Raw genomic sequence first — 25,855 nt, 5'->3', positions numbered from 1 at the left:
CCCACTCGTTCGACACTTCCGCACCAAGGGGTCCACAGCCATGCGCGTCCTGATCGTCAGCCAGGCGGAGAAGACCCACCTGCTGGGCCTGATCCCCCAGGCGTGGGCCCTGCGGGCGGCCGGGCACGAGGTGCGGGTAGCCAGCCAGCCGGCGCTGGTCCCGACCATCGCGCGTACCGGGCTGCCCGCGGTCCCCGTGGGCCGCGACCACCTGTTCCACCAGCTGCTGGTCACGCTGAAGGGCCTGGGCTTCGGGGACACCGCGGGCTTCGACATGGCCAGGAGCGACGCGGAGGCAGAGGGGCTGGAGTACCTGTCGGAGGGGTACCGCGAGTTCGTGCGCCTCTGGTGGCACCCGGTCAACGCGCCGATGCTCGACGACCTGACCGACTTCTGCCGCTGGTGGCGTCCGGACCTCGTCCTGTGGGAGCCGACCACCTTCGCGGCCCCCGTCGCCGCCCGCGCGTCGGGGGCCGCGCACGCCCGGGTGCTGTGGGGGCTGGACGTCTTCTCCCGCACGCGGAGCCGGTTCCTGGGCCGTCTGTCCGAACTGCCCGCCGGCGACCGCGAGGACCCCCTCGCGGAGTGGCTGCGGAGTTGTGCCGAGCGTGTGGGAACCGACTTCTCGGAGGAGCTGGTCTCCGGCCAGGCGACCCTGGACCCCTATCCCGCGGGGCTGCGGCTGCCGCCCGCCCCGGGGACGCGCCACCTCCCCCTCAGGTACGTCCCCTACAACGGCACCGCAGTGGTGCCCGACTGGCTGCGCTCCCCGGGGCGGCGCCGGAGGGTCTGCCTGACCCTCGGCTCCGGGACGCCGGAGAGGTTCGACGACCGGTACCGCCTGCCGCTGGGCGAACTCCTGGAGGCGATCGCCGAACTGGACGTGGAGGTCGTCGCCACGCTCTCGGCGGAGCAGACCGCCGGCCTCGGGAGCATCCCCGGCAACGTCCGCGTGGTGGAGCACGTCCCCCTGCACGCCCTCATGCCCAGCTGCTCCGCCGTGGTCCACCACGGGGGAGCGGGGACCTTCTGCACCGCGGTCGCCCACGGCGTCCCGCAGCTCATCCTCCCCGAGTTCGCCATGGCCCAGTACGCGTTCGACGAGTCGCTGCTCGCCGCCAACGTCACGGAGCTGGAGGGCGGGCTGACGCTGGAGGGCACGGACCTGACGGGCAAGGAGGTCACCCGCCAGGTGGGGCGGCTGCTGGACGAGCCCCGCTTCGCCGAGGGAGCCCGGCGCCTGTCGGAGAAGTCCCGGGAGATGCCGAGCCCCGCCGACCTCGTGCCCGTCCTGGAGGACCTGGCGGCCCGGCGCCGGGGGAACTGAGGCGTCGACGGGACCGGTGCTTCCGCCGGGACCGGTGTTTCCGCCGGGACCTATGTGATTCCAGGGGCTCAGGTGACGGTGCCCGTGGTCTCCCCGGCGTCCGTGCGAGCGGGATGCGCCCCCGCACGGAGGACGGGCGGACGGAGAACCCCCGTCCGCCCGCGCCCCGCAGCGGTCACACCTGCTTCGGCGCCACCGCCTGCTCCTGGATCCGCTCCGCGATGAACTGGGTCAGGTCCTCGAAGCTCTCACCGGAGAACTCCGACATGTCCTCCAGGACGGACACGTTGTAGACGTCCTCCAGGGCCAGGACCAGCTGCACGATCGAGAACGAGTCCAGGTCGCTCATCTGCGAGGGCTCGGGGAGGTCGAACTGGGGCTCGTTCGACGTGAACATCAGGACGGTCATCGCCTGGACCTTGATCTGTGCCAGGATCTCGCTCCGGTCAACTGCGGCCATCGGTGCCGAACCTCTTCTCTGGGGTGATGGGGGCGGGCGCTCTCAGTTGCTGCTCGGCGCCTGGGAGAGCCGCTGGACGAACTTGGCGCCGTAGCGCTCCCAGCGCGCGCGCTGGATGACGAAGTGCGAGGCGTCCTCCAAGCCGGGGGAGCGCGGAAGGCCGGCCGCGGGAGGGTCCTCCTCCACGACCATGGTCGGGTGGTTCCGCAGGCCGGTGGCCCTGTCCCCGGCGGACCAGAAGCGCACCTCGTCCACCGGCCAGGCCCTGAACGCGTGGTCCACGGTCAGCACGGTCGCCTCCAGGGCGATGCCGACCGCGTTCGACCCCTCGTCCACGACCACGTCCACCTGGATCCACCGCCTCCCGGTGTCCAGACGGGACAGCGAGCAGAACCCCAGGACGGTACCGTCGGCCGGGGAGACGGCGAAGAACTGCTCCGTGACGTCCGCCGTGTCGCGGGGGAGCGGCCGGACCAGGTCCTCCATTCCGGGGAATTCCCCGACGCCCTTCTCGGCCAGGGCCCGGACGACGCCCTCCGTTTCCAGGCTCCGGGTGGGGGACAACCGGATCCTGCGCGTTTCCACGGGTTTTTCTGTCACGCTCTCCTACCTCGACTCTTTATCGGTTCGCGTCGGTGCCGTCCCCGGCGCACGGTGGGGGACACCCATTCCCGGAACCCGGGGCAAAGGGTGGCGGGGCGCTCGCCGCGTGTCCCGCCAGCGGGACACGCGGGCTCGGTCCACGTACCTTAGTCGCCCTTTCTGTCCCGTTTCCGGCGCGGACGCCCCCGGTCGCGGTCCGGGGCGTCCGCGGTGGCGTCCCGCCCCGCGGGACGGCCCCGGGGAGTGCCGGGCGGAGCGGTCGGAAAGGCCCGTTTCACCAGGCATCCGTCGCCCTCGCGGTCCGGGGCGTCCTGCGTCCGGGAGCCCGGGGGAGCAGCGCCGGAAGGACCGGCGGCACACCGCGGCGGCGTCGGCCGAGCAGGCCCTCCGTCCAGGCCGGCGCCGGGGAGGAGAGGGCTCCCGCAGGGCTTCCGGCGACTGCTGGAGTCATTGGCGGAACCGGCGCCGTGCGGGGAATGGGAGGCTCGGAGGAATCGCCCCCGGGTAAATCGGCACGGATTCCCGGTGAGTGCGCTGTTATCGTGAGGCAGTCCTGGCCACAAAGGTCGGACGGAGTCGCGGCAGGGTCACGGTTTGTTCCGAGTCCCCGGCCGGGATTCCTTTCTCCTGAAAGGTGAAAAAATGGCCGTGAGCGAAGTTCTCGACCTGCAGGTCCTCGAGTCGGAGTCCCTCCTGGAGGAAGGCGTCCTCCTCAACAGCGGCCTCAGCCTCGTGAGCTGCAGCTGACGTCGTCCCCACCGGGCGGTGACGGGCCCCGACCGGGGGACCGCCACCGCCGCCTGAGGAGAGAAGGGTTGCCGCGACCGGTCCTCCGGTCGCGGCAACCCGCCGTTCCGGGCCCGTCCCCTACGCGGTGACGGCGCCGCGGAAGCGCCAGACGCCCAGTGTCAGCAGGACCGCCGCGTACCCCAGGAGCACGCCGATGTGCGGCAGCACGTCCGTGAGGGTCGCCTGGTTGCGGATCAGCTCGCTGAAGGCGTCGTAACCCCACGCGTGCGGGGTGAGGAACGCGATCGTCGCCATCGTCCCGTCGAACGACTCCAGCGGGAGCATGGTCCCCCCGAGCGCCCCGGCGCCGAGGCTGATCCCCACGGCCGCGGCCAACGCGCCTCCCTCGGTCCGGGCGAGGCTGCCGAGCAGGAGCGAGGCTCCGCTGCTGACGAGGCAGAAGGCCGTGACCACCACGGAGGTCGCCAGCAGGTCGCCCCAGTCCACGCCGAACATCAGGGCCGATCCGAACAGGATCAGCAGCGCCTGGGTCAGGGCGATGAGGAACCGGCCCAGGGCCTCGCCCAGCACGATGGACCCCGCCGAAGTGGGCGACGCGTACATGCGCCGCAGCACCCCCGAGCGTCTCGCCTGCACGATGCCCAGGGACGTGGTCAGCGCCGTGATGAAGGTGTAGAGCAGCAGCAGGGGCGGCGCCGCGAGGCTGTGGGAGGAGAGGCCCTCGGGGAAGGTGGCGTCCCCTGAGGTCGTCACCTCCACCTCGATGCCGGGCACCTCGGTCTCCGAGGCGTTCTCCAACCGCTCGTCGAACCCGTCGTCCCGGACGGACCCCGTCACCTGCGCGGTGCTCAGGAGGGAGGACTCCCGGGTCACGACCGAGCGCACCCAGATGCCCACGTCCGCGGCGGCCAGGTCGTCACTGCGAGTGACGAGTTCCAGCTCGGCGCGTTCGCCGGCCCGGATCCGGTCCTCGTAGTCGTCGGGGATGACGAGCCCGGCCTGGACGTCGCCGCCCTCGACGAGGTCGCGCATCTCGCCCTCGTCCATGTGCAGGACGTCGATCCGCTCGTCCTCCTCCAGCGCGTCGACCAGGCGGTCGCCGAGCCCTGCCTGCGACGGGGAGGAGACCGCGAGCACGGGCCGGCCCTCTCCGTACATCAGGCCCATCATGAAGACCATGAGGAAGGGGAGCAGCAGGACGAAGAAGATGTTCGTCCGGTCCCGGAACACGCGACGGAGGTTGAGGACCCCGATGATCAGCGGCTTCATGCGTTCACCATCCGTCCCATACGAAACAGCGCGACGGTGGTGCCCACGAGGCCGAGGGCGAGGAGCACCGCGCACGGAAGGAGGACCACGTCGAGACCTCCCGCGGAGAGTTCGCCCAGTCCGAGGAGGAACCACCGGTGGGGCGTCAGGTAGCTGACGATCGCCAGGCCGTTGAGCTGCGAGATGGGGAACAGCGCCCCGCCGAACACCCCGAGCAGCATCGCCAGGACCGACAGCCAGTTGGCGGCCTGCTCCGAGCTCCGGGCGAAGCTCGCCACGGCCGCGGTGAGGCCGATGACGGCCATCACGCCCGTGAGGATCAGCGCGCCGGCGCCCAGGGGGTCGCCCCAGTCGGCGCCGAAGAAGACCGAGGTCGCGACGGCCAGCACGGCCATGTTCGCGAGGCCGATGACCAGGCCGCTGGTGAGCTTGGCGATCAGGATCGCCCCGCGCGGGATCGGGCTGGCCAGCAGGCGGGCCAGGGTCCCGCCGGCCTTCTCGTCGAAGATGCTCGTGACGCTGAACATCGCCGCGAAGAAGACGAAGAAGAACGCCATCGAGGCGGAGTAGTAGGTGGCGTTGCCCAGCTCCCGCCACTCCAGCTCCGAGTCCTCGGACAGGACGAGGGGCGCCTCGGCGGCCTCGGCCTCCTCCAGGAGGAGGGCCGCGTCCTCGGGGCTCGGCTCCGAGTCGAAGCCCGAAGCGACAGCGAGGCGGATGCGCAGGTGCTCGGTCGCGAAGGCGCGGCCGATCTCCCGGGCGATGTGGGTCGCGACGGGGGCGTCGGCGTCCCCGACGACGGTGAGCACCGCGTCGTCGCCGTCCTCCAGGGACTCGGTGAAGTCCTCCGGGACGAGGAACGCGGCGTCCACGCTGCCGTCCTCGACCAGTGCGCGCGCCTCGTCCTCGGAGTCCGCCGTGGTCAGTTCCAGGACCCCGTCGTCGGCCAGGGGCCGCAGGGCCGCGTCGACGAACTCCCGGCCGAGGGAGCCGGCGTCGCTGTCGACGACGACGTACTCGGAGCCCGTCTGCCGGGAGGTGTCGTCGCCGAGCAGCATGTTGAAGAAGAAGGCCACGCCGAGGGGCAGCAGGAGCCCGAAGACCAGCAGGCTGCCGTCCCGGAGCCGCTGGCGTACGTCCTTGGCCACGATGGCCGCGATCATGGTGAGCGTGTTGGGTCCGTTCGACATCGCTACTCCCGGAGTCCCTTCCCGGTGAGGCTGAGGAAGACGGCCTCGAGGTCCGGTTCCTGGACCTCGACCGACCGGATCCCGGCGCCGGCCCTGGTGAGCGTGTCCAGGATGAGGGGGAGGGCGTCCCTGGCGTTGGAGGTGAGGAGCCGGACCTGCGTCCCCTCGGAGGACACCTCGTCGATCGGCTCCAGCGCGCGCAGGACGTCCAGCACCCTCTCGCCGGGGGCGTCCAGGGTGATCAGGACCGTGTCGTCCTCACCGACCTGCGAGACCAGCTCACGCTGCGTGCCCTCGGCCCGGATCTTCCCGGCCTCGATGATGCCGACGCGGTCGCACAGGCGCTCCGCTTCCTCCATGTAGTGCGTCGTGTAGAGCACCGAGACCCCGCCCCGGGTCAGCGTGTGGACGCTCTCCAGGATGGAGTTTCGGCTCTGCGGGTCCACGCCGACCGTCGGCTCGTCCAGAATGAGGAGCCGGGGACTGTTGAGCAGGCCGAGACCGATATTGAGACGGCGTGCCATTCCGCCCGAGAATTGGGATACGGCCTCACCGGCGCGGTCGGAAAGACCGACCGTTTCCAGGACCTCTTCGGTCTTGGCGCGCGCCTCGGATTTCGACAACCCGTAGAGGCGGGCGAAGAAGCGGAGATTGTCGCGCGCGCTGAGGTCGTGGTAGAGGGCGAGTTCCTGCGGGACGAAGCCGATCAGGGACTTGCTTTTCCTGTTCGTCACGCTGTGCTCGATGCCGTCGACCGTGATCGACCCCGAGTCGCGCTGCAGGATGCCGGTGATCATGCCGATCGTGGTGGACTTGCCCGCCCCGTTCGGGCCCAGGAGGCCGTAGGTCTCACCTTCCTCGATAAAGAAGCTGACATCGTCCACCGCCTGGTTCCTGCCATATCTCTTGCTCACTCCCCTGACTTCCAGAATGGGCACGGGTGCTCCTCAAATTCTCGGTGCCTGCGTAGATCAGCCGGGGCGTGCTGAGTCGGAATCGCGCTTCTCCCCCGCCGTCTCCGGGAGGTTGTTCATGGAGACCTTTCCCGTGCCGCGCCCGGTGCCGGGTCAGTGAACCATAGGAAGGGGCGCGGAGTGATACCGGCGCCATTTCCGCAGGTATTCGCCCCGGGGTCGCGCGGGGGGTCAGCGCCGGTGGGCGAGGCCGGTGAGGGTGTGGGCGAGGTCGGTGGGGGAGGGCATGGCGGCCATCTCCTCGCGCAGGGCGTCGGCGGCCCTGGTGTGGCGGGGGTCGTCCAGGAGTGCGCGTACCCCGGCGGCCACGGCTTCGGGGGTGACCCGCTCGGGGGCCAGCACCCGGGCCGCGCCGAGACCGGCCACGGACGAGGCCAGCAGGGACTCGTCGAACGTGGGCCGGGGGGAGACCAGCTGGGGCGCCCCGTGCGCGAGCCCGGTCAGGACGGTGCCCGTCCCCCCGTGGGTGATCATCGCGGCGCAGGTGGGGGCGAGTGCGTGCAGGGGCACGTACTCGGTCAGGCGGGCGTTGGCGGGGACGGCGCCGAGCTTGGCCTGCTCGTGGGCGGGCAGGGTGGCGACGACCTCCACGTCCAGGTCCGCCAGCCCCTCCAGGACCATGGGCACGTCCACCCCGAACCTGCCCAGCCACGCCGCCGTGCTCGACCCGAGGCTGAGCCCGACGCGGGGGCGTCCGGGCGGGGTGCGCAGCCAGCCGGGGACCACGGCCCTGCCGTTGTAGGGGACGTAGCGCATCGGCAGGTAGTCCAGGTGGGAGGGCGTGTCCACCCTCAGGGACGCGGGGACCTGCTCGACGGTGGCCTGTCCGTGGACCAGGGTCTCGGAGAACTCCACCCCGTACCGGGCGGCGCGGGCGCCCAGCCAGTCGGCCAGGGGATCCTCCCTCTCGGCCCCGGGCTGCTCGGCCATCCGCGCCAGGAACCGCGCGCGCACGGCGCCGAAGACGTCCGCGCCCCAGGGATGGCGCACGTGGGCCGCGCCGCACGCCTGCGCCGCGATCGCGCCGGAGAAGGTGATGGGCTCCCAGACGACGAGGTCGGGCCTCCACTCCCGGCAGAACGCCACCAGGTCGTCGACCATGGGGTCGTTCACCATCCGCCACCACCAGGTGACGACCTGCTTGTAGTCCTCCAGCTCCTCCGCCCAGGGGCGCTGCCCGCGCCCGCTGCCGAAGGCGGAGAAGAGGGGCACCCCACCGCGCAGCCCGTCGAAGGAGGAGCGCGCGGTCAGGTGCCGCCAGAAGCCGTGGTCCCGGCCGACCGGGACGAACGGCAGACCGGTGTGCCGGACGACGGATCCCAGGGCGGGCTGGCTCGCCACCCGCACCTCGTGCCCGGCCGCGCGCAGGGCCCAGGCCACGGGGACCAGGCTCAGGAAGTTCGTCTTCTCTGCCAGGGACGCCACGACGACGCGCACGGTGGGCTCTCCTCGGGTCGCGGCCGACGTCGGCGCTGGGGGTTCGGACGACGCGCGGGGCGTCCCGCGGCGCGGCGCCATGTCTACCAGTTCCGGCCGGGGCGCCACTCGCCCCGAACCGGCCGCCCCGGGTGGACGCGCCGCGTCCCCTCCCCTAGTCTCCGAAGCGCTTCGAGGAGGTGCGGGACGTTGCGTGTGCTGTTGACGGTGGCTGCGGAGAAGCCGCACTTCCTGGGGATGGTGCCCCTGGCGTGGGCGCTGCGGGCCGCGGGGCACGAGGTGCGGGTGGCGAGCCAGCCCGCGCTGGGGCCGACGGTGGCGGCGACGGGTCTGCCCTTCGTCCCGGTCGGCCGGGACCACGGCTTCTGGCGGACGATGAAGGTCTTCGACCTCCACGACACCCTGAACGACGCACCGTTGTTCGGGCGGGTGACCGCTCCCGACGACGAGGTCTCCTGGGACTACCTGTTGGAGGGCTACCGCACGGTCGTGCCGTGGTGGTGGCGGATGGTGAACGACCCCATGGAGCAGGACCTGGTGGCGCTGTGCCGGGAGTGGAGGCCCGACCTCGTCGTGTGGGGATCGGTGAGCTTCGCGGGCGCGATCGCGGCGCAGGCGTGCGGGGCGGCCCACGTGCGCTACCTCTGGGGCGCCGACATCTTCGCCCGCACCCGCCGCCGCTTCCTGGCCCGGATGGCCGAGCAGCCCGCGGCCGGGAGGGAGGACCCCCTGGCCGCCTGGCTGGGGGCGCGCGCCGCCCGGTACGGGGTGGAGTTCTCCGAGACCCTGGTCCACGGACAGGCCACCGTCGAGCAGGTCCCCGCCTCCCTCAGGGTCCCCACCCCCGACGACCTCACCTACCTGCCGATGCGCTACGTCCCCTACAACGGCAGGGCCGTGGTCCCCGGCTGGCTGCGCACCCCGCCCGAACGCCCCCGCATCGCCCTCACCCTCGGCACGACCCTCATGGGCCAGGACAGCGGGGGCAAGGCCCTGTTCCGCGCGCTGCTGGAGGGGTTGGCCGACCTGGACGCGGAGGTCGTGGCGACCCTGCCCGCCCACGAGCAGGACGCCCTGGGCCCCGTCCCCGCCAACACCCGCCTGACCGAGTACGTCCCCCTGCACGCACTCGCCCCCACCTGCGACGCCATGGTCGACCACGGAGGATGGGGAACGGTCCTGACCGGGCTGGCGCACGGCGTTCCGCAGGTGATCGTCCCCAGCTGGTTCGACGACCCGATGCTCGCCGACATGCTCGCCGACGGGGGAGCGGCCGTCACCGTCCCCCACCGGGCGATGACCGCGGAGACGATCAGCCGGTCGGCCTCCCGGCTCCTGGACGACCCGTCCTTCGCCCGGGGGGCCGCGGGCGTGCGCGAGGCGATGGAGGCCCTGCCGTCCCCGGCCGAACTCGCGGACGCGCTCGTGGGACTCGCACGCGGCTGAACCCCGGGCCGGTCTCAGCCGGTGACGGCCTCCGCCGCGCTCCGGCGAACGCGGTCGACGAGGCCGGCCAGCTCCAGGACCGGCGCCGTGTCCACCGGCGCCGCACCGCGGACACCGTCGGCGAAGGCGTCCAGGAGGTTGCGGAACTGGTGGTCCGGCTCCAACAGCAGGTCCTCGGCCCCCGCCCCGGTCCGCAGCTCCAGGGTCGGCCGCAGTGTCTCCGGCGGGGTGAAGGCGCGGTCCAGCCGGACGGCGCCCGCCTCCCCCCAGACCGTGTACTCGTTGCGGTAGTGCAGCCCGAACCCGAACCCCGCCTGCGCCGTCCCGCCGTCCGGGGCGCGCAGCAGGACCGAGCCGCGCACGTCCACACCCGTGCCGGCGCCGTGCTCCAGGACCGCGCCGCTCACCCGGAGTCCGTCGCCCCACAGGAACTGCGCCAGCGCCAGCGGGTACACGCCCACGTCCAGGAGCGCCCCACCGCCCAGCGAGGGGTCGTGCCGGATGTCCCCGGGAGCGCGCTCGGGCACCCCGAACTCGCACATGAGCGCGCGCGGGCGCCCGATCGCGCCCTCCGAGACCAGCCGCCTCAGCTCGTGGTGCTGCCGGTGGTACCGGAAGGCGAAGTTCTCCATGACGGTCAGGCCGCGCCGCCCGGCCTCGGCCAGCAGTTCGGCCGACGCGTCGGGGCCGGCCGTGAGGGGTTTCTCGGAGAGGACGTGCAGACCCGCCGCCAGGGCGCGCCCGACCCACTCGTGCCTCAGGCCGACGGGCAGCGGCACGTACACGGCGTCGAGGTCGTCCCGCGCGAGGAGGTCCGCGTAGCCCGTGACCGCCTCGCCGCCGAAGCGGTCCGCGAACCGGCGCGCCTTGGCGGCGTCCCGGCTGGCGACCGCGACGAGCCGCACCGAGGGCGTCGCCGCGACGGACGGCAGGACGCGCCGCCACGCGATGTCGGCGCAGCCGAGCACCCCGAGCCGCACCGGTGCTCCCGTCCTTCCGAGCGTCGAGGACACACGACCTCCCTCGTGTCGGCCGGCTCCCGAGCGCCGGCTGCCGCGGCCCACTCCGGTCGCGCCGCCGCACATACTGCCAGAGCGCGACGGAGGTGGACACCGCCGTGCCCGGGCCCGGCCCGCCGGGCGCCGGGCGGTCCCCGCTCCTGCCGGAGCGCGCGGGCGCCGGCCCCCGCGCGGCGGGGGGCTTGCACGGAACATGCCCTAGTGTGTCCGGCGCCGTGCCGGGGCGCACAGACCCCGGACGGCCGAGATCCGGTGTCCACGGGGGCGGTCGGCGGCGCTTGCGCCCTCCCGCACCGCCCGCCCAGGAGGGGAGAACCACGCATGGAGACGAGTGACGAGGCCGCGGCCGTGCTCGACGCGGTCCGCGCCTACCACCGGTCCAGGCGGACCGAGCGCGAGTTCGTGCCGGGCGTGACGGAGATCTGGCCGTCCGGCGCCGTCCTGGACGAGGACGACCGGGTGGCGCTCGCCGAGGCCGCCCTCGACATGCGCATCGCGGCGGGCAGGAGCGCGCGCCGGTTCGAGTCGGTGTTCGCCCGGAGGCTCGGGCGCCGCAAGGCCCACCTGACGAACTCGGGGTCCTCCGCCAACCTGCTGGCGCTGTCGTCCCTGACCTCCCACCTGCTGGAGGACGAGCGACTGCGCCCCGGCGACGAGGTCGTCACGGTGGCGGCGGGGTTCCCCACGACCGTCAACCCCATCCTCCAGAACGGGCTCGTGCCCGTGTTCGTGGACATCGACCTGCGCACGTACAACACGACGGCGGAGCGCGTGGAGAGGGCGATCGGCCCCCGCACCCGGGCGATCATGATCGCCCACGCCCTGGGCAACCCCTTCCAGGCCCGGGAGATCGCGCAGATCGCGGAGGACCGGGGCCTGTTCCTCGTCGAGGACAACTGCGACGCGGTGGGCTCGTACTACGACGGGCAGGTGACGGGGTCCTTCGGCGACCTCTCCACGGTCAGCTTCTACCCGGCCCACCACATCACCATGGGGGAGGGCGGGTGCGTTCTGACGTCCAACCTCCTGCTGGCGCGCGTCGTGGAGTCCATGCGCGACTGGGGCCGCGACTGCTGGTGCGAGCCGGGGGAGAGCGACACCTGCCGGAAGCGCTTCAGCTACCAGCTGGGCACCCTGCCGCAGGGGTACGACCACAAGTACACGTTCTCGCACGTCGGCTACAACCTGAAGGGAACCGACCTCCAGGCCGCGCTCGGCCTCACCCAGCTGGAGAAGCTGGACTCCTTCGGGGAGGCCCGGCGGCGCAACTGGCGCCGGATGCGGGAGGGGCTGGACGGAGTGCCCGGCCTGATCCTCCCGGAGGCCACGCCGGGCAGCGACCCGAGCTGGTTCGGATTCGTCGTCACCGTCGATCCGGAGGCGCCGTTCGGCAGGGCGGAGCTCATCCGGTTCCTGGAGTCACGCAGGATCGGCACCCGGCTGCTCTTCGCGGGAAATCTCACCCGCCACCCCGCCTACCTCGACCGCCCGCACCGGGTGGCGGAGAACCTGGACAACAGCGACATCGCCACCGAACAGACGTTCTGGACCGGGGTCTACCCGGGCCTCACGGACGAGATGATCGACTACGTGGTCTCCTCCATCACCGAGTTCGTCAAGGAGCGGGGCGCCGCCGCCCCCTGACCCGGGCCCGCCCGCGGTCGCCGAGGGGGCGGCCGGGCGCAGACCCCGACGGGACGCCCCCGCGCGAAGGGCGCGCCGCGCGGTCGGCGGAAGCCCGGCGGCCCCGGCGCGTCCCGCGATCGGAACGCGCCGGGGCGCGGCTCACACGGACGGCAGGTGCTCGGGCATCCGGAAGTAGATCATCGGGTTGTCCCTGCTGGTGCGCACCGGCTCCCCCAGGCCCAGCTCCTCCTTGAGCTCCAGGAGCGCCGTGTACGGGGCGGGCGCCTTCCGGCGGGACGGCGTGAAGAAGTCCGTGCCCGTCCTCCGCAGCCACGCCAGCACGACCGCCCCCTCGGTCAGCGGCAGGGCCCGCTTGCCGTGGAAGACGTCGTGGACGCTGACCGGGGTCCCGGGCGCGACCCGGGGGAACAGCTCCGACAGGTACCACCGCGCGAACCGGCCGTTGTGGGCCGCGTCCACGAACAGGTAGCCGATCTCCTCCGGAACCCGGGACATGTTCTCCCGGATGTCGCCCTTGTGGAACTCCCAGCGGCCCAGCGACAGCTCGGAGGGCACGTTCGCCACCACGTTGTCCACGATGTCGAAGGAGTGCAGCGTCCCCGTCCCGTTGTCGCGCAGCGCCGACAGGATCCAGGTCGTGGACCAGCCGTGGAACGTGCCCAGCTCCATCACCGTGTCCGGACGGGCCTCGCGCAGGAGCAGGTAGGTGATCTCCGCTTCCAGGTCGTCGAGCTGCGGGGTCATGCGGTCCCGCGTGGCGCGGTGGAACGCGCGCTGCGCGTCGCGCACCTTCGCCAGCGGGTCGCGGTACTCGCGGTACAGGTCCCCGATCAACGACAGGCCGATGTCCCCCATACCGCTCCCCGCTTCGCTCCGTGTGGGTCCGGACCTCACCGTATCGACCCGGGGGACGCCGGGCACCGGAAACCGGGCGCCTTCCCTCCCGGCGGGTCGCGGTCGGCGCCGGCGGGGCCGCACGGCCGTCCGCCCCGTCCGCGGCCCGGCGGCCGGGGCCGGGGGCCGTGCCCGGCGGAACTACACGCCGTCCGCGGAGGAGGACCGGGAGTCCACCAGGACCTGGATCCCGTCCAGGACGCGCTCCAGCCCGAACGCGAAGTCGTGCTCGGCGGGGTAGACGGTCCGGTGCTCCCGCCCGACGGAGCTTCCCACGCGGGAGGCCGTCGGATAGTCGCTGTCCCTGATCAGGGAGGCGAGGACCGGGCCGTGGGCGCGCCACCACTGGCCGTCGGTCATGCCCGACGCCCGCTCGGTCTCGCCGACCGCGACGGCCTGGGCGGCGGCGCCCTCCGCATAGCTGTTGACCAGGCTGACCGTGGAGTCCATCTCTCCGTCGGTCAGGCCGAGGCCGTCGACCGCGGACAGCTCGTACTCGTACTTGGCGACGAGGCTCGGGCCCAGCAGGCGCCCCCGGGAGGCATGGAGCATCCACGGGTGGCGCAGGAACAGGCGCCAGTTCGCGTGCGCGATCGCGCCCAGCCGGTCCCGCCAGCCGTCGGGCCGTCCGCCGTCCGCGTGCAGGCCCGCGTAGGCGGCGTCGAGCATCAGGTCGATCAGCTCGCCCCGGCCCGGGACGTAGGTGTACAGGGACATCGTGCCGACGCCGAGGCGTTCGGCGACCTTGCGCATGGACAGCGCGGCGAGCCCGTCGGCGTCGGCGAGCCCGGAGGCCACGGACACGATCCGGTCCACGCTCAGGTCGGGCTTGTTGCGCCTGCTGGTGGGCTCCTGGGTGCGCCACAGCAGGGCCAGGCTGCGCGCGGGGTCGCCGCTCGTGGTGTGCTGAGTGGACATTGACCGCCCTGCTCTTCCGGTCCGGTGCCCGGTCAGTGTACGGCAGGGCGGTCACGCCGGGCGGTCGCCGGTTCCGGGCCGCCCCCGGGCCCGCGGCACGGTGGCCGGGCTCCCGGTGCGCGGTCCCCGCGAGGGCGTTCAGACCCGGCCGAGGAAGGCGTCCCTGTGCTCCTCGGCCCACGCCGCGAACCCGCGGGCGGGCCGCCCGGTGACCTCCTCGACGGTGAGCAGGGGCCGGGTGCCCACCTCCGGGGGGTCCGCGGCCAGCCGGGCGGCGAAGTCGACGTACTCCTCGTCGTGGCCCAGGGCGCGCAGCCGCCCGGCCTCCTCCTCGGGGCTGATCCGGACCAGCGCGATCTCCCGGCCGGCCGCCCGGGAGAGCACCGCCACCCGCTCCCCGGGGGTCAGCGCCTCCGGGCCGGTGAGGGGGTAGGCGCGGCCGCCGTGTCCGTCCTCGGTGAGGGCGGTGACCGCCACGGAGGCGATGTCCGCCTCGTGCACCAGGGCGCTGGGGTGGGTGCGGGCCTCCCTGACCACGCCCTCCTCGACGACGGACCCGGCCCAGTCGAGGGTGTTGGCCATGAACTCGACCGGGTGCAGGAGCGTCCAGGAGAGGGAGCTCGCGGCCAGGGCCTCCTCGACGGGACCCGGGTGGAAGTCGCACAGGACCGTCACCCGGCGGACCCCCGCCCGTTCGGCGAGCCCGACGATCCGCGGCGCCGTGTCGAGGGGCGCGTAGTCGTCCCCGCCGAACGTGATCAGGTGCAGGCCGACCACCCCCTCCAGGTGGGGGACGAGGCTGTCGGGGTCGGTGAGGTCGCCGCGCACCGCCCGCGCCCCCTCCGGGAGACGGGCGCGACCGGGGTCGCGGGTGAGCGCGCGGACCGGGAGCCCGGCGTCGAGCAGCTGGTCGACGACGTGGCGGCCGACGGTTCCGGTGGCGCCCGCGACGAGGAACGTCATGGCTCTCTCCTCCAGTGGGGGCGGCGGGGTCGTGCCCGCCGTTTACGTATGGCGTACAGTACACCGTACGGAACAAGGCGCGGAAGAGCGGCGGACCACGGCGGCGCGCGGCGGCTCAGGCGGAGGCGGCGGGGCACCCGGCCAGGTGGTCGTCGACCACCCCGACGGCCTGGAGGTAGGAGTACACGATCGTGGTGCCGACGAAGTTGAAGCCGCGCGCCTTGAGGTCCTTGCTGACGCGGTCGGACAGCGGGGTGCTCACCGGGACCTGTGACGGCTCGGTGAAGCGGTTGACCACGGGCTCGCCGTCCACCCAGCCCCACAGGTAGCCGGCGAAGCTGCCGTGCTCCTCGCGCACCCGCTCGAAGGAGCGGGCGTTGCGCACCACCGAGGCCACCTTGAGCCGGTTGCGGACGATGCCGGGGTCCGCGAGGAGCCGGTCGGCGTCCTCCTGGCCGTACCCGGCGATCCGGGCGCGGTCGAAGCCGTGCAGCGCGCGGCGGTAGTTCTCGCGCTTGCCGAGCACCGTGGACCAGGAGAGCCCGGCCTGGGCGCCCTCCAGCACGAGCAGCTCGAACAGGTACGCGTCGTCCCGGGACGGCCTGCCCCACTCCTCGTCGTGGTAGGCCTTCATCAGGTCCGACGCGTTCCGGGCCCAGGCGCAGCGCTGGTCCTGGTCGGGCATGGGAGCTCCTCGGTGTCGACGGCGGTCACCGCATTGTCGCGGAGACCGCCGACCGTCCGGGGGCGGGGCGGTTCCTCCCCGAGAGGCGGAGCCCCCTCCCCGCGCGCGGAAACGGAGCGCCCTGGAAGAGTGTTTCATTTTTCAACTAAAACACCGGCACCAATATTCGCACGAGGGTCGAAAGCCATCCCGAGGGGAGGGGACAGGGTAACGCGTGCGTCACGAAAATCGGCGCAGGTCATAAATCCGCCGAGAATGCGCATCATGTAGCGGTGGCAGGCCGAAACGGTGAGCCGGAGAGGACCTGGTCGTGACGATCGGCGCGGAGACGGAGAACCACCGGGAACCGCCGGTGGGCCAGGAGGAGCAGGCCGTCTACTACGAGGAGCTCGTCACACCCCACTGGACCGGCCCGGCGGGGCGGCGGCGGCCGATCATGCTGGTCCACGGTCCGCAGGGATTCGGCAAATCCCACTTCATCCTGCACAAGGCGCGCGAGCTGGAAAGCATCGGCGTTCCCTACGCCCATATCGACCTCGCGTCCGTCAGATTCCACTCCAGCGTCCCCGAGGTCTTCGCCGCCCTCTCCTCCCACCCCCAGGAGTACGTCGGCACGACCGTCGGCGACACGCCGCAGGCGGGGCTGTTCGGCACCGTGACGCAGAACGTGTGCGCCTCGGAGAACGACACCGTGCTCTTCGCGGGCCGGGCCCCCGACCTCGACGCGTTCCTGGAGTCCCTCGCGTACCGGAGCTGCCTCGACCGGCCCCTCCGCGTGCTGTTCGTCGCCACCGGCCTGACCATCCTGGACGACGGGGAGGCCATGGCCCGGCTGGAGGAGGGGAACACCACGCTGGTCTACGCGTCGGCCATCGACCCCCGCTGGGGGTCCGGGGACCCCTCGGCGGACGCACCCCCCGACTACGCGTCCTTCGTGAACGCCTTCCACGAGTACGGCGCGGACCCCGAAGCCGTCCCCGACGTCGGGGACACCACCGCCTTCAACAACGGATACGCCCTGGTCAACCATGACGCGTTCGCCGTCGCCGCCACCGCGATCCGGATGACCAACAGGATGGACCTCGACGGCGGACCGCCCACGGCGAGCATGGTCGGAGCACAGCTGATGCTGCTCAACAACGCGTACCGCGTCCCCGCCGGGGGCGGAGTCCTCAACTACAGCGACGAGTACGGCGGCGAGGCGGCAGGCAGGTACGTGCCCGTCGTCGAGATGCCCCTGGAGGGCGACCTCCCCCTGCCCGACCCCTACGTCATCGGCGCCCCCGGCGGCCCGTGACCCCGTGTCCGGGCGCGCTCCCCCTCCGCGCCCGCCGGTACCGGAGCGGACCCCGGCGGCCGGACACCGGATCGGGCGCCGGGTCAGCCGTGCCGGCCCGCCCGCCGGTGGGCCGCGTCGTACAGGGCGAGGTACCGGCGCGCTCTCGCCTGTCTGGCACTCGTGAGGGGGAGCAGGCACAGGAAGCCGGTGAACATGAGGACGGTGTGCACACCGGTCGCGAAGCCGTTCAGGTCCTCCTCCAGGAGGGCCCGGGCGGTCACGTAGAGGCCGCCCGCGAGCATCAGGGCGGTGGACGCGACCGACACGGTGACGAGCGCGGACCGCAACGGCGGAGGCAGGAAGGAGGCGTGCGCGACAGTCGCGTCCGACACCGCCCGTGCGACCTGGTTGACGCGGGCATCGGAGCCGATCAGCCCGTGCCGGACGAGGGCCTGCGCGGGACGCAGGTCCTCCGGCGCCGTCCACGGGGGGAGCCGGTCCGGTGGCGGCCAGTGGTTCACCATGGTGTACGCCAGGGCCGAGCCCATGAGCAGTGGAACGGTCACCAGGGCGAGGACGCCGACCGTGTCGGCCCAGGTATGGACCGACCGCGCCCATGCCGCGCCTCTGAGCAGCCCGAAGGGTCCCTCCGCCTCGGCGGCGACGACCATCGTCGCGAAGTTCCCCGCCATGACGGCGAGGGCCGCCCCCACCAGGGCGAACCCGGTGACGCGCCGCCGCCGGTACGCCCGGGCGTAGCCCCCGGCGGTCCGGGTCGGGACCCGGCCCGGCTGCGCGGACGGCGGGGGGTGCGGGGGATGGTGCACAGGGGCCTCCGGGGGGCTTTCGCGGGGAAGTGCGGCCGGTCCGGAGCCGCGCGTGCCCGGGGCCCGGGAGGGAGAACGGGAGCCGTCCCCCCCTGCCTCGGACGTCCGGGCGGGGACCCCGGTTCCCGCAAACCCCGACGGGACAGCGGTTCCGGGCGGGAGCGTGCGCGCCCGGGCGGAACCGGTGTGACAGCGCGGGCCGGTCGCGATAGAACGGCACCGGCATTCCCGGCACACGTGTCCATTCCAGGCACACGGACCGCCAGGCCGACGCGCACGAATCACGAGGAGCCCGAGCCTTGACCGACAACCCGTTCTTCGCTCCCAGTGGTCTGCCCTACCAGCTGCCCGACTTCGCGAGCATCCGCGAGGAGCACTTCCTCCCGGCGTTCGAGCGGGGCATGGCCGAACACCTGGCCGAGGTCGACGCGATCGCGAACGATCCCGAGCCCCCGACCTTCGACAACACGCTCGCGGCCCTGGAGCGGTCCGGCAGGATCCTCCGCCGCGTCGAGGCCGTGTTCCGCACCCTGGCCGGCTCGGACGCGACCGACGGCATCAGGGAGATCGAGAAGGAGATCGCCCCGAGGGCCGCCAACCACCGGGACGCCGTCTCCCTCCACCGCGCCCTGTGGCGGCGGATCGAGCAGGTCACCGCCTCGGGACCGGAGGAGACCCGCCTCCTGGAGCGGTACAGGACCGACTTCGCCGCCGCGGGGGCCGACCTCGCGGAGGAGCAGCAGGCCAGGCTGCGGCAGCTCAACGAGGAGCTCGCCGGCCTCGCCACGGAGTTCGCGCAGAACGTGCTCCGCGCCTCCTCGGAGTCCGCGCTCGTCGTGCACGACCCCGCCCTGCTCGACGGCCTGGACGAGGCCCAGATCAGGGCGGTCGAGAAGGACGGGGAGTACGTGCTCCCCCTGCTCAACTTCACCGTGCAGCCCGCGCTCGCCCAGCTCACCGACCGCGCCACCCGCGAGCGGCTGTACACCCTCAGCACGGAGCGCGCCCCGGAGAACCCCGGTCTCGCCGCGCGGATCGCCGCGCTGCGGGTCGAGCGGGCCAACCTGCTCGGCCACCCCGACCACGCCTCCCTCAAGGTCTCCGACCAGACGGCGAGGACCGTCGGGGCGGTCGAGGAACGGCTCGGTCAGCTGGTCGGCCCCGCCGTCCGCAACGCCGAGAAGGAGGCCGAGGCCCTCGCCGAGCACGCCGGGCACCCCGTCGAACCGTGGGACTGGCCCTTCTACGCCGAGAAGGTCCGACTGGCGCGCCACGACTTCGACAAGGGCGCACTACGGCCCTACTTCGAGCTGGACCGGGTCTACCGGGACGGGGTCCTCCACGCCGCCACCCTCCTCTACGGCGTCACCTTCGCCGAGCGCACGGACCTGCGCGGCTACCACCCCGACGTGCGCGTGTGGGAGGTGTTCGAGGAGGACGGGACCGGGCTCGGGCTGTTCCTGCTCGACCCCTACGCCCGCCCCACCAAGCGCGGCGGGGCCTGGATGCACAACCTGGTCGACCAGTCGTTCCTCCTGGACGAACGGCCCGTGGTGGTCAACAACCTCAACATCACCAAGCCCGCGTCCGGGCCGACGCTGCTCACCCTCGACGAGGTCCGCACGGCCTTCCACGAGTTCGGCCACACCCTGCACGGCCTGTTCTCGGCGGTGCGCTTCCCCCGCTTCTCGGGCACCAGCGTCCCCCGCGACTTCGTCGAGTTCCCCTCCCAGGCCAACGAGATGTGGGCGCACCGGCCGGAGGTCCTCGCCAACTACGCCAGGCACCACGAGACCGGCGAACCCGTGCCCGCCGAGCTCGTCGAGAGGATGGCCGCGGCCACGCGGTTCAACCAGGGCTTCGCGACCGTCGAGTACCTCGCGGCGGCGCTGCTCGACTGGTCCTGGCACCGCATCGGCGCCGGGGAGGACGTGGACCCGGCCGACTTCGAGGAGCGGGCCCTGGAGGCATGGGGCCTCGGCCTGGCGCAGGTGCGTCCCCGCTACCGCACCGCCTACTTCATGCACGTGTTCTCCAACGACTACAGCGCCGGCTACTACTCGTACGTGTGGAGCGAGGTCCTCGCCGCGGAGGCCGTGGAGTGGTTCACCGCCAACGGCGGCCCCACCCGGGAGAACGGTGAGCGCTTCCGGGAGCGGGTGCTCTCGGTCGGCGGGAGCGCCGACCCGATGGAGGCCTTCCGCGGCTTCCTCGGCCGCGAGCCGCGGATGGAGCCCCTGCTGCGCCGCCGCGGCCTGGAGTAGGCGGCGGGACCGGGGGTCCCCCGCCGCGGGGGCCGGAGGCGCCGGGCCGGGGCTCAGGACGCCGACGGCCCCGGCGGCTCCGGCCGGTCCGGAGGGCCCGCCGAGGGCAGGCGCACCGTGAAGACGGTGCCCTCGCCCCGCACGCTCTCCACCGAGACCGACCCGCCGTGCAGCTCCACCAGGCCGCGCACGATGGCCAGCCCCAGGCCGCTGCCGCCGGTGCGCCTGTTGCGCGACTTGTCCGCGCGCCAGAACCGGTCGAACACGTGCGGGAGGTCCTCCCGTGCGATGCCGACCCCCGTGTCCTCCACCTCCACGACGACGTCGCCGCCGGAGCCGTCCCGGAGCGGCCCGCCCGCCGGGCCCGCGGCCCCGCCCGCGCGCCGCACCCGGACGGCGACCGTCCCGGGGGCCGGTGTGTGCCGCAGCGCGTTGCCCACCAGGTTCCCGACGATCTGCCGCAGCCGGGTCCGGTCGACCACGGCCACCGCGTCCTCCGCCTCCACGACCAGCCGCAGCCCCGCCGTCTCCGCCCGCAGGCGCTGGCCGTCCACCACCTGCGCCGCCAGTGCGCCCACGTCGAGCGGCTCCGGGGACAGCCGCAGCTTCCCCGCGTCCGCCAGCGCCAGGTCCTGGAGGTCGTCGATGATGTCCTGGAGCAGGAGCGTCTCGCCGACCAGCATCCCCATGCGCTCCCGGTCCAGGTCCGCGACCCCGTCCTGGGCGGCCTCCAGCCAGCCCCGCAGGTTGCTCAGCGGTGTCCGCAGCTCGTGGGAGACGTCGCTGACCATCGCCTTGCGCTGGTCCTCCAACCGCGCCAGGTGCTCCGACATCTCGTTGAACGCGGCCGCGAGCTGCCCGATCTCCCCCGAGTCGCTCACCTCGACCCGCGCCGTCCCCTGCCCGGCGCGCATGCGCCGCACGGCGTCGGTCAGCGCGCGGACCGGGCGGACGAGGCGGGTCGACACGGCCACGCTCACCACCACCGTCAGCACCAGTACCAGCAGCACCACCCCGGCGACGCGCAGGAGGCCCTCGCGGGACAGGGACAGTCCGGTCTCGGGCTCCTCCGACGGGTCGTCGATGAACAGCAGCGCTGCGGGGGCCACGTAGGGATCGAGCTGTTCGCGGACACCGGAGTCGAGGCAGGCCGAGGTGCGCGCGTCGAACCTCGGGGGCCCGGGAGGGGACGGCTCCTCGGACGGCTGCGGGGCCACGGGGTCGGGGGCGGGGGTGGGCGCCGGGGCCTCCTGTCCCGGGGCGATCGGCGCCTCCGGGAGCCCGGGCGGAGCCGGCCCGACCTCGGGCGCCTCGACCGATCCGCCGTCGGCGGGCTCCTCGCTCGGAACGGCGGGCACGCCCGGGCCGTCCCCGGAGTCCCCGGGCTCCTCCTCCACCGGTTCCCGGGGGGCACGCGCCTCGTCCGCCGCCGCCGACGGGGCCCCGTCCCCCACGGGCTCGGCCACCGGGACCCCGGCGGCGCCGTCCATGCGGAACTCCGCCCCGGGCAGCTCGTCCTCCCCGAGGTCGAGGCAGGAGGCGACCAGGCGGTTCAACTCCGCCAGGGCCTCCCGCTCGCCCCCGGTCGGCTCGTCCAGCGCGTCGAGCCCGCAGTCGGCCCACACGGCGCCGTCCACCGGGTCCCCGGTCACGGAGGGGCGCCCGCTCGGCACGGTCTCCACCTCCGCGGCCAGCCCGTACACCCCGCTCAGGCAGGCCGCCCCGGCCTCCGCGACCTCCAGCAGCCGGGACCGGTCCTCCCGGGACAGGGCGAACGGTCCCACCGCGCGCGGGTCGATGCGCCCCGCGAGGTCGGACGCCAGCGTGACGTCCACCGCCAGCGGGTCGATCACCGAGGACGTGCGGTAGGGGAGCGGCCGGTCGCCGCCCGCCGAGTCCGCCAGCAGGCCGTGGCTCTCGGTCGTCAGGGCGATCCGCCGCCCCGTCTCGTCCGCCAGCTCCTCCACCGTCGGCCCCACCCCGTCCCACGCGGGGTGGGTGGCCGCGTACGCGACGAGGGTGTCGTGGATGCGGGTGTCCACCGCGAGGGTCTCGCCCTGCTGGACGCTGATCGACTCCGACGTCCCCTGCACCGCCAGCCAGGCCGTCGCGGTGATCGAGCAGACCGCCACCAGCACCGAACTGGCCAGGAGGCGCGCCAGCAGGCTGTGCCGCAGGGCTCCCCCGGCCCGGGGGCGCGCCCGGCGGCCGCGGGCCCGCGGGGCGCCCCTATCCCGGCGGCGTGCCATCGCCGGCCCCGACGAGCTTGTAGCCGACGCCGTAGACCGTGACCAGCCGTACCGGCTTGCGGGGGTTCGGCTCCAGCTTCTTCCTCAGGTTCTTCACGTGGACGTCGATCGTGCGCTCGGTGATGAACCGGCTCATGCCGTGGATGTACTCCAGCAGCTGGGCCCGGGTGAGGACCCGCCCCGGCCGGGCGGCCAGCGCGGCGAGCAGCTGGAACTCGGCCGGCGTGCACTCCACCGGCTCGCCGTCCACCCGCACGGCGTGCCGTGACGGGTCCACGGCGACCGGGCCCGCGCGCAGCACCCGGTCCGGACCGTCGGGGTCCCTCCGCGACCGGCGCAGCAGCGTGCGCACCCTCGCCATCAGCTCGCGCGGGCTGTAGGGCTTGGTCACGTAGTCGTCCGCGCCCAGGTCCAGGCCGGTCAGCAGGTCCTCCTCGGTGGAGCGCGCGGTGAGCATCAGCACCGCGACGTCCGACTCCGCGCGGAGCGTGCGGCACGCCTCGAGGCCGCTCATGACCGGCATCATCACGTCCAGGACGACCAGGTCGGGCCGCTCGCGGTGGTGCTCCTCGACCGCGGCGCGCCCGTCGTGCACCACGCGGACGAAGTGGCCCTCGTGCTCCAGGTAGCGACGGATCAGGTCGGCCTGGTTCACGTCGTCCTCCGCGACCAGCACATGCGCGCACACGGCGACCTCCGCTCGGCTCGGTTGGCGGCCGGTCCCGGGGCCGGCCGCGGCTCGATCGTACGTGTCCCCCGCGGGCCCCGGACCGGCGGTTCCGGGCCGCCCCAGGTCACCACACAGGAGACACACGACGGGCACACGGGTTCTTCACATCCGTCCGCGATTCTTCGATCTCGTCCGGAAGGGAAACGGTCCGCCGGACGCCTCCCCGAACGAAGCCGGACGGATTCCATGCGTCGATCCACGCCGCCCCGACGAACCACCGGGGCCCTGCCGTCACTCGCGGCCGCCGCGGCCCTGGCCGCTCTCACGGCCTGCTCGTCCGCACCCGCGTCCGAGGACGCACCCGGGACCGGGGAACCGGCCGCCGGGGCGGGCGGGGACGCCGGCGCCGAGGCGGTCGAGATCGCCACGGTCGTCGGCGGGGAGATCGACGTCCACGCCGAGAAGGAGGGCGCGGAGGCGTCGCAGACCCTCGCGAGCCCCAACGACTTCGGGGTGGACCGCACGTTCCTCGTCGAACGGAACGAGGGCGAGTGGCTGGAGGTGCTCCTCCCGGTCCGGCCCAACGGTTCCACGGGCTGGATCAGGAGCGACGAGGTGGAGCTGTCCACCACCGAGTTCCGCGTCGAGATCGACACGGAGGCCTTCGAGTTCACCGTCCACGACGGAGAGGAGGAGGTGCGCGCCGGGGTGATCGGCACGGGGGCGAACGAGACCCCCACCCCGCCCGGCCGCTACTACTTCACCGAACTGCTCCGGCCCCCGGACCCGGACGGCGACTACGGCGTCTACGCCTTCGGGCTGAGCGGCTTCTCCGAGACGCTGGAGACCTTCGCGGGCGGCCCCGGCCAGCTCGCCGTGCACGGCACCAACGACGAGGACGCCCTGGGACGCCAGGTCAGCCACGGGTGCATCCGGGTCTCCAACGACGACGTCACGTGGATGGCGGAGAACCTGCCGATCGGCACGCCGGTCGAGATCTCCGGCTGACCCCGGCCCGGACCGCCGCGCGGGGCGGTACCCCGCACACACCGAACGACCCGAAGGACCCACCATGCGTCTGAAGACCAGCCTGTTCGCCGCCGGCATCGCGGCGTTCGCCCTGTTCGGCGCCGCCCCGGCGTTCGCCGCCGACGAGCCGGCCGTCCCGCCCTCCCAGAGCGACTGCCCGGCGGTGCCCGTCCCGGCCGATCCCGCCGAGGGCGTGGTCGCCCCCGAGGAGGGCGGGGCCGGCCTGCCGGGGGAGTGCGCCGAGCCCGAGCCCGGTGTCGAGGCCCCCTCCGAGGAGCCGACCCCGGGCGAGGGGGCCTCCGTCGCGCCGGACCCGGTCGCGCCCGAGGCCGCCCCGGCTCCCCCGGTCGAGCAGGACCCGAACTACACGGGCTGACCCCCGTCGGGGCCGCGGGGCGCGAGCCCCGCGGCCCCGTGGCCCTGCAGCCCCGCGGAACACGGTGCCGGGGTGCCGCGGCCGTCGCGCGGCGGCCCCGCACGGGAGCGGCGGACCGGGGGCGCGCCTTCCGCTCCGCCGCTCCACCCGCGTGCGGCGCGCCCCCGTGCCGCGATCCGGGCCCTCGTTTTGCGCAACGGTCCGTGGTGTCTGTAGTCTTGTCACAGCCAGGAGGATTCGCCTAGTCAGGTCTATGGCGCCGCACTGCTAATGCGGTTAGGTGGCAACGCCTTCCGGGGTTCAAATCCCCGATCCTCCGCAGATCACGAGGGGTCCCGCGCTTCGGCGCGGGGCCCTTCGTGCGTGTCTGGTCTCTGTCTTAGTCTCAGTTGCACGCCGGGGCGCCCACGCCGTCCCCGGGCGTCGCTCCCCCCGGCGCCGCGCGCCGCCGCCCCCGGCCGCCTCATGCCAGGAGCGCGACCGACCCCCGCTCCACCAAGCGCACGGGCAGCCGCACGGCGGTGCCGGGGCCCTCCACGAGCAGGTCCATGATCTGTTCCCCCAGGGCCTCGCGCTCCACGGCGATCGTGGTCAGGCCCGGGTCCAGCAGGGCGGAGGTGGGCAGGTCGTCGTGGCCCACGACGCTGACGTCCCGGCCCACGCGCAGGCCCCGGGAGCGGGCGGCGTCGTAGACGGCGGAGCCCAGGTGGTCGGAGTTGACGACGAGGGCGCGGTGGCCCGGGCGCGCCATCATCTCCGAGGACCTGCGGGCCACCGCCTCGTGGTCCAGCGGGCCGCGCACCACGTCCCCGGCCATCCCGTGCTCCGCGCAGCGGCGCAGGAAGGACTCCTCGCGTCCCCAGTCGGCGGCCAGGGCCTCGGGCGCCGTCAGCAGCACGGCCTCGCGGTGCCCCCGCTCCGCCAGGTGCGCCACGGCCAGGGAGACGGCGGCGTCGTCGTCGGGGCCGACCGTGGACAGGCGGCTCGCGGCCCCCTCGCGGTCGGGCTCCGGTGTGCAGTTGAAGGCCACCACCGGGATATGGGTGTGGCGGTCCATCCACTCCAGGAGGCGGCCGCGCCGGCCGATGGGGGCGATGGCGATCCCGGCGACCGCCTCGGCGGCGAGCCTGCGCAGCGCGGCGCCCTCCCGCTCCTGGTCGTAGTCCGAGCTCATGATCAGCAGGAGCGCCCCCTCGCGGTGCGCGGCGGTCTCCATGCCGCGCAGCACGTCCAGGAAGAAGGGGTTGCGCATGTTCCGGATCACCACGCCGTAGGCGGAGCGCCGTCCGGTGCGCAGCGCCCGGGCCCGGCCGTCGGGCTGGTAGTCCAGTTCCTCGGCGACGCGGCGGACCCGCTCCGCGGTCGCCGGGGCCACGCGGCCGGTGCCGTTGAGGGCGAAGCTGGCCTGGGCGACCGAGACCCCCGCCCCGGCCGCGACGTCCCGCAGGGTCGCGCGCTTGGTCGGTTCGGGCATGGCACTCCTCGGGGACGGCGGCCGTGGACTCGAAAAGTACCGTGTGCCCGCAGGGACCGGAACCGGCGCGGGCCTGGTAACGCCGAGCGCTGTTCCTCGGGAGTT

The 25,855-nt window shown here is 73.5% G+C and carries 23 protein-coding genes and 1 tRNA gene; 9 read left to right on the top strand and 15 right to left on the bottom strand.

The window, feature by feature from the left end:
• The first annotated feature begins 40 nt into the window (after window positions 1-40).
• The gene (locus ACQPYD_RS31700) at window positions 41-1,327 is read left to right on the top strand and encodes an activator-dependent family glycosyltransferase (RefSeq protein ID WP_433699029.1); all 1,287 of its coding nucleotides are present in this window, start codon (window positions 41-43) and stop codon (window positions 1,325-1,327) included.
• A 175-nt stretch (window positions 1,328-1,502) separates the two neighbouring features.
• Here ACQPYD_RS31700 and ACQPYD_RS31695 read toward each other — a convergent pair whose 3' ends face one another.
• Complete coding sequence (locus tag ACQPYD_RS31695; protein ID WP_433699028.1) at window positions 1,503-1,787, bottom strand: hypothetical protein; 285 nt, start codon at window positions 1,785-1,787, stop codon at window positions 1,503-1,505.
• A gap of 42 nt (window positions 1,788-1,829) precedes the next feature.
• Window positions 1,830-2,387, bottom strand: coding sequence for a GNAT family N-acetyltransferase (locus tag ACQPYD_RS31690; protein WP_433699027.1), 558 nt, complete (start codon window positions 2,385-2,387; stop codon window positions 1,830-1,832).
• A gap of 645 nt (window positions 2,388-3,032) precedes the next feature.
• Here ACQPYD_RS31690 and ACQPYD_RS31685 point away from each other — a divergent pair.
• Window positions 3,033-3,137 carry a SapB/AmfS family lantipeptide gene (locus ACQPYD_RS31685; RefSeq protein WP_267947205.1) on the top strand — a complete coding sequence of 35 codons (105 nt, stop codon included), beginning with the start codon at window positions 3,033-3,035 and terminating at the stop codon, window positions 3,135-3,137.
• A gap of 120 nt (window positions 3,138-3,257) precedes the next feature.
• On the opposite strand, the gene ACQPYD_RS31680 is transcribed toward ACQPYD_RS31685, so the two are convergent.
• From ACQPYD_RS31680 to ACQPYD_RS31665, 4 genes are all read right to left on the bottom strand, one after another.
• On the bottom strand, window positions 3,258-4,409 hold the full coding sequence (locus ACQPYD_RS31680) for an ABC transporter permease (RefSeq protein WP_433699026.1): 1,152 nt from the start codon (window positions 4,407-4,409) through the stop codon (window positions 3,258-3,260).
• Window positions 4,406-5,599: an ABC transporter permease subunit gene (locus tag ACQPYD_RS31675; RefSeq protein ID WP_433699025.1), complete on the bottom strand. Its 1,194-nt coding sequence runs from the start codon at window positions 5,597-5,599 to the stop codon at window positions 4,406-4,408. The genes ACQPYD_RS31680 and ACQPYD_RS31675 overlap by 4 nt, the downstream gene beginning before the upstream one ends.
• A gap of 2 nt (window positions 5,600-5,601) precedes the next feature.
• A complete protein-coding gene (locus ACQPYD_RS31670) occupies window positions 5,602-6,537 on the bottom strand; it encodes an ATP-binding cassette domain-containing protein (RefSeq protein WP_433699024.1) in 936 nt (311 codons plus the stop codon).
• A gap of 207 nt (window positions 6,538-6,744) precedes the next feature.
• Complete coding sequence (locus tag ACQPYD_RS31665) at window positions 6,745-8,010, bottom strand: activator-dependent family glycosyltransferase (RefSeq protein WP_433699023.1); 1,266 nt, start codon at window positions 8,008-8,010, stop codon at window positions 6,745-6,747.
• 189 nt (window positions 8,011-8,199) lie between these two features.
• Here ACQPYD_RS31665 and ACQPYD_RS31660 point away from each other — a divergent pair, with 189 nt between their 5' ends.
• A complete protein-coding gene (locus tag ACQPYD_RS31660; protein ID WP_433699022.1) occupies window positions 8,200-9,456 on the top strand; it encodes an activator-dependent family glycosyltransferase in 1,257 nt (418 codons plus the stop codon).
• 14 nt (window positions 9,457-9,470) lie between these two features.
• Here ACQPYD_RS31660 and ACQPYD_RS31655 read toward each other — a convergent pair whose 3' ends face one another.
• The gene (locus tag ACQPYD_RS31655) at window positions 9,471-10,469 is read right to left on the bottom strand and encodes a Gfo/Idh/MocA family protein (RefSeq protein ID WP_433699021.1); all 999 of its coding nucleotides are present in this window, start codon (window positions 10,467-10,469) and stop codon (window positions 9,471-9,473) included.
• Between the two features lie 327 nt (window positions 10,470-10,796).
• On the opposite strand from ACQPYD_RS31655, the gene rfbH reads away from it, so the two are divergent.
• Window positions 10,797-12,119, top strand: a complete 1,323-nt coding sequence (gene rfbH, locus ACQPYD_RS31650; RefSeq protein ID WP_433699020.1) for a lipopolysaccharide biosynthesis protein RfbH — start codon at window positions 10,797-10,799, stop codon at window positions 12,117-12,119.
• Between the two features lie 141 nt (window positions 12,120-12,260).
• On the opposite strand, the gene ACQPYD_RS31645 is transcribed toward rfbH, so the two are convergent.
• The 4 genes from ACQPYD_RS31645 to ACQPYD_RS31630 all read right to left on the bottom strand — a co-directional run bounded on the left by ACQPYD_RS31645 (window position 12,261) and on the right by ACQPYD_RS31630 (window position 15,582).
• Window positions 12,261-12,977, bottom strand: coding sequence for a class I SAM-dependent methyltransferase (locus ACQPYD_RS31645; protein ID WP_433699019.1), 717 nt, complete (start codon window positions 12,975-12,977; stop codon window positions 12,261-12,263).
• Between the two features lie 180 nt (window positions 12,978-13,157).
• On the bottom strand, window positions 13,158-13,934 hold the full coding sequence (locus ACQPYD_RS31640) for a TetR/AcrR family transcriptional regulator (RefSeq protein ID WP_433699018.1): 777 nt from the start codon (window positions 13,932-13,934) through the stop codon (window positions 13,158-13,160).
• Window positions 13,935-14,072: 138 nt separating this feature from the next.
• Window positions 14,073-14,897 carry an SDR family oxidoreductase gene (locus ACQPYD_RS31635; protein WP_433699017.1) on the bottom strand — a complete coding sequence of 275 codons (825 nt, stop codon included), beginning with the start codon at window positions 14,895-14,897 and terminating at the stop codon, window positions 14,073-14,075.
• Window positions 14,898-15,012: 115 nt separating this feature from the next.
• On the bottom strand, window positions 15,013-15,582 hold the full coding sequence (locus tag ACQPYD_RS31630) for a DNA-3-methyladenine glycosylase I (RefSeq protein ID WP_433699016.1): 570 nt from the start codon (window positions 15,580-15,582) through the stop codon (window positions 15,013-15,015).
• Between the two features lie 310 nt (window positions 15,583-15,892).
• Between ACQPYD_RS31630 and ACQPYD_RS31625 the strand changes: the two genes are divergently transcribed.
• Complete coding sequence (locus tag ACQPYD_RS31625) at window positions 15,893-16,879, top strand: ATP-binding protein (protein ID WP_433699015.1); 987 nt, start codon at window positions 15,893-15,895, stop codon at window positions 16,877-16,879.
• A gap of 83 nt (window positions 16,880-16,962) precedes the next feature.
• Here ACQPYD_RS31625 and ACQPYD_RS31620 read toward each other — a convergent pair whose 3' ends face one another.
• A complete protein-coding gene (locus ACQPYD_RS31620) occupies window positions 16,963-17,688 on the bottom strand; it encodes a hypothetical protein (protein WP_433699014.1) in 726 nt (241 codons plus the stop codon).
• Between the two features lie 299 nt (window positions 17,689-17,987).
• On the opposite strand from ACQPYD_RS31620, the gene ACQPYD_RS31615 reads away from it, so the two are divergent.
• On the top strand, window positions 17,988-19,952 hold the full coding sequence (locus ACQPYD_RS31615; RefSeq protein ID WP_433699013.1) for a M3 family metallopeptidase: 1,965 nt from the start codon (window positions 17,988-17,990) through the stop codon (window positions 19,950-19,952).
• A gap of 53 nt (window positions 19,953-20,005) precedes the next feature.
• On the opposite strand, the gene ACQPYD_RS31610 is transcribed toward ACQPYD_RS31615, so the two are convergent.
• Together ACQPYD_RS31610 and ACQPYD_RS31605 are read right to left on the bottom strand one after the other, a co-directional pair.
• Window positions 20,006-22,201, bottom strand: a complete 2,196-nt coding sequence (locus ACQPYD_RS31610; protein ID WP_433699012.1) for an ATP-binding protein — start codon at window positions 22,199-22,201, stop codon at window positions 20,006-20,008.
• Window positions 22,182-22,889 carry a response regulator transcription factor gene (locus ACQPYD_RS31605; protein ID WP_433699011.1) on the bottom strand — a complete coding sequence of 236 codons (708 nt, stop codon included), beginning with the start codon at window positions 22,887-22,889 and terminating at the stop codon, window positions 22,182-22,184. The genes ACQPYD_RS31610 and ACQPYD_RS31605 overlap by 20 nt, the downstream gene beginning before the upstream one ends.
• 228 nt (window positions 22,890-23,117) lie before the next feature.
• Here ACQPYD_RS31605 and ACQPYD_RS31600 point away from each other — a divergent pair, with 228 nt between their 5' ends.
• From ACQPYD_RS31600 to ACQPYD_RS31590, 3 genes are all read left to right on the top strand, one after another.
• Complete coding sequence (locus ACQPYD_RS31600) at window positions 23,118-23,879, top strand: L,D-transpeptidase (RefSeq protein WP_433699010.1); 762 nt, start codon at window positions 23,118-23,120, stop codon at window positions 23,877-23,879.
• Window positions 23,880-23,943: 64 nt separating this feature from the next.
• Window positions 23,944-24,276: a hypothetical protein gene (locus ACQPYD_RS31595; RefSeq protein WP_433699009.1), complete on the top strand. Its 333-nt coding sequence runs from the start codon at window positions 23,944-23,946 to the stop codon at window positions 24,274-24,276.
• 230 nt (window positions 24,277-24,506) lie between these two features.
• A tRNA-Ser gene (locus tag ACQPYD_RS31590) sits at window positions 24,507-24,595 on the top strand.
• A 144-nt stretch (window positions 24,596-24,739) separates the two neighbouring features.
• On the opposite strand, the gene ACQPYD_RS31585 is transcribed toward ACQPYD_RS31590, so the two are convergent.
• On the bottom strand, window positions 24,740-25,750 hold the full coding sequence (locus tag ACQPYD_RS31585; protein WP_433699008.1) for a LacI family DNA-binding transcriptional regulator: 1,011 nt from the start codon (window positions 25,748-25,750) through the stop codon (window positions 24,740-24,742).
• Window positions 25,751-25,855 lie beyond the last annotated feature (105 nt).

It is taken from the genome of Nocardiopsis sp. CA-288880, from assembly GCF_050955985.1.
In the GTDB taxonomy this organism is placed as follows: domain Bacteria; phylum Actinomycetota; class Actinomycetes; order Streptosporangiales; family Streptosporangiaceae; genus Nocardiopsis; species Nocardiopsis tropica.
This window is presented reverse-complemented; position numbering and strand designations above follow the sequence as displayed.

Coding starts and splice junctions, on each gene's coding strand:
- ACQPYD_RS31700 (WP_433699029.1), top strand. CDS start 41: ATGCGCGTCCTGATCGTCAGCCAGGCGGAGAAGACCCACCTGCTGGGC.
- ACQPYD_RS31695 (WP_433699028.1), bottom strand. CDS start 1,787: ATGGCCGCAGTTGACCGGAGCGAGATCCTGGCACAGATCAAGGTCCAG.
- ACQPYD_RS31685 (WP_267947205.1), top strand. CDS start 3,033: ATGGCCGTGAGCGAAGTTCTCGACCTGCAGGTCCTCGAGTCGGAGTCC.
- ACQPYD_RS31680 (WP_433699026.1), bottom strand. CDS start 4,409: ATGAAGCCGCTGATCATCGGGGTCCTCAACCTCCGTCGCGTGTTCCGG.
- ACQPYD_RS31675 (WP_433699025.1), bottom strand. CDS start 5,599: ATGTCGAACGGACCCAACACGCTCACCATGATCGCGGCCATCGTGGCC.
- rfbH (WP_433699020.1), top strand. CDS start 10,797: ATGGAGACGAGTGACGAGGCCGCGGCCGTGCTCGACGCGGTCCGCGCC.
- ACQPYD_RS31645 (WP_433699019.1), bottom strand. CDS start 12,977: ATGGGGGACATCGGCCTGTCGTTGATCGGGGACCTGTACCGCGAGTAC.
- ACQPYD_RS31640 (WP_433699018.1), bottom strand. CDS start 13,934: ATGTCCACTCAGCACACCACGAGCGGCGACCCCGCGCGCAGCCTGGCC.
- ACQPYD_RS31635 (WP_433699017.1), bottom strand. CDS start 14,897: ATGACGTTCCTCGTCGCGGGCGCCACCGGAACCGTCGGCCGCCACGTC.
- ACQPYD_RS31630 (WP_433699016.1), bottom strand. CDS start 15,582: ATGCCCGACCAGGACCAGCGCTGCGCCTGGGCCCGGAACGCGTCGGAC.
- ACQPYD_RS31610 (WP_433699012.1), bottom strand. CDS start 22,201: ATGGCACGCCGCCGGGATAGGGGCGCCCCGCGGGCCCGCGGCCGCCGG.
- ACQPYD_RS31600 (WP_433699010.1), top strand. CDS start 23,118: ATGCGTCGATCCACGCCGCCCCGACGAACCACCGGGGCCCTGCCGTCA.
- ACQPYD_RS31595 (WP_433699009.1), top strand. CDS start 23,944: ATGCGTCTGAAGACCAGCCTGTTCGCCGCCGGCATCGCGGCGTTCGCC.
- ACQPYD_RS31585 (WP_433699008.1), bottom strand. CDS start 25,750: ATGCCCGAACCGACCAAGCGCGCGACCCTGCGGGACGTCGCGGCCGGG.